We start from the raw sequence: 5,210 nt of genomic DNA, 5'->3' as shown, positions 1-5,210 counted from the left end.
CTCTTGGTACTGCTGTGGTGCTGCTGTGCGGTGTTACGCGGTCAGGCAGACTTCCTGCTGTCCCGCGGGTGAACGGCGATGTTCATGGCTCCGGAGCGCAGAACCGCCAGCCTCTCGGCCAGCACCTCCTCCAGCTCCTCGCGGGTGCGCCGCTCCATGAGCATGTCCCAGTGCGTGCGCGCCGGCTTGCCCTTCTTCTCCTCGGGGCCATCCCCGTCCACCAGGAGTGCCTGGGCGCCGCACGCCTTGCACTCCCACTCCGGCGGAATCTCTGCCTCTACCGAGAACGGCATCTCAAATCGATGTCCGTTCTGGCATGCGTACTCCACCGCCTGGCGCGGGGCCAGATCGATGCCGCGGTCCGTCTCGTAGCTGGTAACCACAAGTCGCGTGCCGCGGAGAGCTCGCTCACTCATGAATCGTGCCTCCCGGGCTTGTCGCCCACAGGACAAAATGTCGCTGTCGTCGTCATCCGGTCAACGTCCGGTCGGCGGTAAAGATTCCCGTTGCGGGTCATACGTCGCCCGTCGTGCCGCTGCTTTATCTGGGTTGAGTACCCGCCCATGCCCGGTTTGTCACCTCTGGTGGATGTTGTCACCCAACGGTTGAGCCGCTTCCACTGGCAGTAACGGTCCTCCGGGCAGGCCAAAGACGTATACTACCGGCCTTTGACTTCAACGTCTAAATCCGTTCCGGTACGGGGTTGCCCGCGGCCTCCACCGCACGCCTCACCGGAACCCGTGCGAGCAGCACCGCGCCGAGGGCGAAGAACACGATCAACGAGATGATCGCGTCCCGGTAGCTGCCGGTCACCTGGTACGCCAGACCGAACACCAGGGGCCCCAGCCAGCTCAGTCCGCGGTCGCTCATCTCGTACGCGGAGAAGTATTCCGCCTCCTTGCCGCGTGGCACCAGATGCGAGAACAGCGACCGGGACAGGGCCTGGCTGCCGCCCAGCACCAGGCCGATCGCCGCCGCCAGGACGAAGAAGAACACCGGCGCGTCGGCGGGCAGCAGATAGGCGGCGAGAAGGATCAGGGTCCAGATGACCAGCGACCCCAGAATCGTGCGCTTCGCGCCGTACGTCCGGGCGAGCCGCCCCATGCCGAGCGCCCCCGCCACCGCCAGGATCTGCACCAGTAGCACCGCGACGATCAGCGTCGTCTGATCCAGGCCCAGCTCCTCGGAGCCGTACAGCGAAGCCTGCGAGATCACCGTCTGGATCCCGTCGTTGTAGACGAGATAGGCCAGCAGGAAGGAGAGCGTCAGCGGGTGGCGCCGCATGTCGCGCAGGGTCGCCCGCAACTGCTTCCAGCCGGAGCCCACCGCCCCCTCGCCGTCCGGCCTCACCCGGCGGTCGCGCAGCCGGCGCAGCGGTACGAGGGTGAACGCGCCCCACCACACACCGGCCGAGGCGAGGCAGATCCGCACCGCGTCGGACTCCGCGAGCCCGAAGGACTCGTGGCCGGTGTACAGGATCAGGTTGAGGACCAGGACGAGCGCCCCCGAGGTGTAGCCGAAGGCCCAGCCGCGCGAGGAGACCGCGTCGCGCTCCTCCGGCTCGGAGATCTGCGGCAGATAGGCGTTGTAGAGGACCATCGACACGGAGATCGACGCGTTGGCCACGATCAGCAGGAACGCGCCCAGCAGATAGCGGTGGCCGTCCAGGAAGAACATCCCGGCCGTCGCCGCCGCCCCCGTGTACGCGGCCGCCGCCAGCAGCGGCTTCTTGCGCCCCGAACGGTCCGCCGCCGCGCCCACGATCGGCATCAGGATCACGGCCACCACGATGGACGCCGAGACGGAGTACGCGAACAGCGAGCCCGCGCGCACGGGTATGCCCAGCGGATGCACGAAGCCGTCCGGGTCCGCCGCCGCCTTCGCGATGGACGTCAGATACGGACCGAGGAAGACGGTCAGCACGCTGGTGGAGTAGACGGAGCACGCGAAGTCGTAGAAGTACCAGCCGTGCTGCTCCCGCTTGCGGGCGGCCGCCGTACCCCCGCCCGGCGGCTGTCCGGACGGATCGGCCGTTCCTGTGGTCCCGGTGCTCACGCCGCGTCCCCTCGCTCGTCCCCTGTGGACGCGGACGGACCGGGCGTCAGGACCATGCCCCCCGCTCGCTCAGCACCGTGCGCAGCGTCTCGATGTGATCGGTCATGATGCCATCCACACCGAGGTCCAGGAGCGCCGCCATCCGCTCCGGCTCGTTCACCGTCCAGACGTGCACCCGGAGCCCGAGCGCGTGCGCCGTGCGGACGAAGCGGGCGTCCACCACAGGGATGGGGCCCTGCCGCTCGGGGACCTGTGCACACACCGCGCCCGCGCGCAGCGGTGCGGGGATCCCGTACGAACGCAGCCGCAGCGCCAGGACGCCCCGCACCCCGTACGACGTGGCCAGCCGGGGGCCCGCCAGGCGGTGTGCGCGGGCCACCCGGGCCTCGGAGAACGAGCCGACGCAGATCCGGTCCCACGCGTCGGTCCGGCGGATCAGGGCGAGCAGCGGCTCCAGCGCCGACTCGGCCTTCAGGTCCACGTTCCAGCGGGCCTCGGGGAACTCCTCCAGCAGCTCCTCGAAGAGCGGGAGCGGTTCGCCGCCCCCGACCCGGGCCCGGCTCACCTCGCTCCAGGGCAGTTCGGCGATCCGGCCCCGGGCGTCGGTGACCCGGTCCAGCGTCGCGTCGTGGAAGGCGACCAGCCGGCCGTCCGCCGTGGTGTGGACATCGGTCTCGAAGTAGCGGTAGCCCGCCTTCGACGCCCGGCGGAAGGCGGTCGCGGTGTTCTCCACCCCGTCCGCCGCCCCGCCGCGATGGGCGAACGGGATCGGCGTCGGGTGGTCCAGATACGGGTGGCTCGGATTCACTGCGGCAGTATGGCCTGCCCGGACGGCGGAGCGGCGACGGGTCCGGAACCGGCGGCCGTCGCGGGGGCGGACGGCTCGCCCGAGGCGACGGGGACACCCGTGCCGGCGGGCGCGGGGAGCGCGAACATCCGCAGGAAGAGCTGGGCCAGCGGGCCGATGGCCAGCGCGTACAGCACCGTGCCGGCCCCCACCGAGCCGCCGAGCACGAAGCCGGTCGCCACGACCGCCACTTCGAGCGCCGTGCGGACCAACCGGATCGAGCGGCCGGTGATGTGGTTCAGCCCGGTCATCAGCCCGTCCCGCGGCCCCGGGCCGAAGCGGGCCGCGATGTACAGCCCGGTCGCCACGCCGTTGAGGACGATGCCGAGCACCATCACCGGGATCCGGATGCCGAGTGCGTCGAGGTCGCCGACCACCGCGAGCGTCCCGTCCATCGCCAGCCCGACCACGAAGACGTTGGAGACCGTGCCGAGCCCCGGCCGCTGGCGCAGCGGGATCCACAGCAGCAGTACCACCGCGCCGACGATGATCGACACCACGCCGATCGAGATCCCGGTCCGCTCCGCGAGCCCCTGGTGCAGCACACCCCACGGCTCCAGGCCCAGTCCGGCCCGGACCAGAAGCGCGGAGCTCGCCCCGTAGAGCGCCAGGCCGACATACAGCTGGACCAGCCGCCGGGTGAGATGAGTGCTGCTCCGGCCGGTGGTCCTGGCCACGTTGTGCCCCCTGATGTAGTGGTGGTGGACTGCTTCATGTCACTCTGTGGCAGGGGATCGGCCACCGACTATGGCCAATTCGAGGAAGGTGGACTGATTTCGATGGCACAGTGGACATCGACGGTGGGAGCGGCCCAGCTCGCCCGGCAGCTCCGGTCGCAACAGACCCGGCCCACCGGACCGGGCGGCCGCAAGCCGCCCGCGTACCGCGCGCTCGCCGACGGCGTACGGCTGCTCGTCCTGGAGGGCCGGGTTCCGGTCGCCGCCCGGCTCCCCGCCGAACGCGAACTGGCCCTCGCCCTGTCGGTGAGCCGCACGACCGTCGCCGCCGCCTACGAGGCCCTGCGCGCCGAAGGCTTCCTGGAGTCCCGGCGCGGCGCGGGCAGCTGGACCGCCGTCCCGGCCGGCAACCCGCTGCCCGCCCGCGGCCTCGAACCGCTGCCGCCGGAGTCCCTCGGCTCGATGATCGACCTCGGCTGCGCGGCCCTGCCCGCACCCGAACCGTGGCTGACGCGGGCGGTCCAGGGGGCGCTGGAGGAACTGCCGCCGTACGCCCACACGCACGGCGACTACCCGGCCGGGCTGCCCGCCCTGCGCCGGATGATCGCCGACCGCTACACCGCGCTCGGCATCCCGACCATGCCCGAACAGATCATGGTCACCACCGGTGCGATGGGCGCCATCGACGCGATCTGCCACCTCTTCGCGGGCCGCGGTGAACGGATCGCGGTCGAGTCCCCTTCGTACGCCAACATTCTCCAGCTGATGCGCGAGACGGGCGCCCGCCTCGTCCCGGTCGCCATGCAGGAGGGGCTCGGCGGCTGGGACATGAACCGCTGGCGCCAGGTGCTGCGGGACGCAGCTCCCCGGCTCGCCTATGTGGTGGCCGACTTCCACAACCCCACCGGCGCGCTCGCCGACGAGCAGCAGCGCCGCGACCTGGTGGAGGCGGCCCGGTCCGCCGGAACGGTCCTGGTCGTCGACGAGACCATGAACGAACTCCGCCTGGACGCCGACATCGACATGCCGCGCCGGGTCTGCGCCTTCGACCCGGCCGGCAGCACGGTCCTGACCGTCGGCTCGGCCAGCAAGGCCTTCTGGGCGGGGATGCGGATCGGCTGGGTGCGCGCGGCCCCGGACGTCATCCGCAGCCTGGTCGCCGCCCGCGCGTACGCCGACATGGGCACGCCCGTCCTGGAACAGCTCGCCATCAACTGGCTCATGGGCACCGGCGGCTGGGAACAGGCCGTCGAGGTCCGGCGGAGCCAGGCCCGGGAGAACCGGGACGCCCTGGTGACGGCGGTGCGCCGGGAGCTGCCGGACTGGGAGTTCACCGTGCCGCGCGGCGGACTGACGCTCTGGGTGCGCACCGGCGGCATCTCCGGATCCCGGCTGGCCGTGGCGGGCGAACGCGTCGGCGTCCGCGTGCCGTCGGGCCCCCGCTTCGGGGTCGACGGGGCCTTCGAGGGGTACGTACGGCTGCCGTTCACGGTGAGCGGGCCGGTCGCCGACGAGGCGGCCGTACGTCTGGCCGCGGCGGTGGACCTGGTGCGCTCCGGGGCGGGAGCGGGAGCCGACACCCCGCGCTCCTTCGTGGCCTGAGGACGGGGACGACAGCGGCGGGCGGGGAG

Annotated in this window: 5 protein-coding genes; 1 reads left to right on the top strand and 4 read right to left on the bottom strand. The window is 71.6% G+C overall.

The genetic code is table 11. The features are described from left to right. Nucleotides 1-41: 41 nt before the first annotated feature. From ACFWM7_RS33375 to ACFWM7_RS33360, 4 genes are all read right to left on the bottom strand, one after another. Nucleotides 42-416, bottom strand: coding sequence for an RNA polymerase-binding protein RbpA (locus ACFWM7_RS33375; protein ID WP_003959706.1), 375 nt, complete (start codon nucleotides 414-416; stop codon nucleotides 42-44). 265 nt (nucleotides 417-681) lie between these two features. Continuing rightward, nucleotides 682-2,055: an MFS transporter gene (locus ACFWM7_RS33370; protein WP_383268022.1), complete on the bottom strand. Its 1,374-nt coding sequence runs from the start codon at nucleotides 2,053-2,055 to the stop codon at nucleotides 682-684. Nucleotides 2,056-2,101: 46 nt separating this feature from the next. After that, nucleotides 2,102-2,863, bottom strand: coding sequence for a glycerophosphodiester phosphodiesterase (locus tag ACFWM7_RS33365; protein WP_383268019.1), 762 nt, complete (start codon nucleotides 2,861-2,863; stop codon nucleotides 2,102-2,104). After that, complete coding sequence (locus ACFWM7_RS33360; protein WP_383268016.1) at nucleotides 2,860-3,579, bottom strand: YitT family protein; 720 nt, start codon at nucleotides 3,577-3,579, stop codon at nucleotides 2,860-2,862. The genes ACFWM7_RS33365 and ACFWM7_RS33360 overlap by 4 nt, the downstream gene beginning before the upstream one ends. 102 nt (nucleotides 3,580-3,681) lie before the next feature. On the opposite strand from ACFWM7_RS33360, the gene ACFWM7_RS33355 reads away from it, so the two are divergent. After that, on the top strand, nucleotides 3,682-5,181 hold the full coding sequence (locus ACFWM7_RS33355; protein ID WP_383268014.1) for a PLP-dependent aminotransferase family protein: 1,500 nt from the start codon (nucleotides 3,682-3,684) through the stop codon (nucleotides 5,179-5,181). Nucleotides 5,182-5,210 lie beyond the last annotated feature (29 nt).

Origin of the sequence: Streptomyces sp. NPDC058375, from assembly GCF_042723425.1 — a bacterium.
Taxonomy (GTDB): Bacteria; Actinomycetota; Actinomycetes; order Streptomycetales; family Streptomycetaceae; genus Streptomyces; species Streptomyces durocortorensis.
The sequence above is the reverse complement of the archived record's forward strand: the minus strand, read 5'-3'. Positions and strand labels throughout refer to the sequence as shown.

Bases quoted from the DNA above. Each gene is read 5' to 3' on its own strand.
- ACFWM7_RS33375 (WP_003959706.1), bottom strand. From the start codon at position 416: ATGAGTGAGCGAGCTCTCCGCGGCACGCGACTTGTGGTTACCAGCTAC.
- ACFWM7_RS33355 (WP_383268014.1), top strand. From the start codon at position 3,682: ATGGCACAGTGGACATCGACGGTGGGAGCGGCCCAGCTCGCCCGGCAG.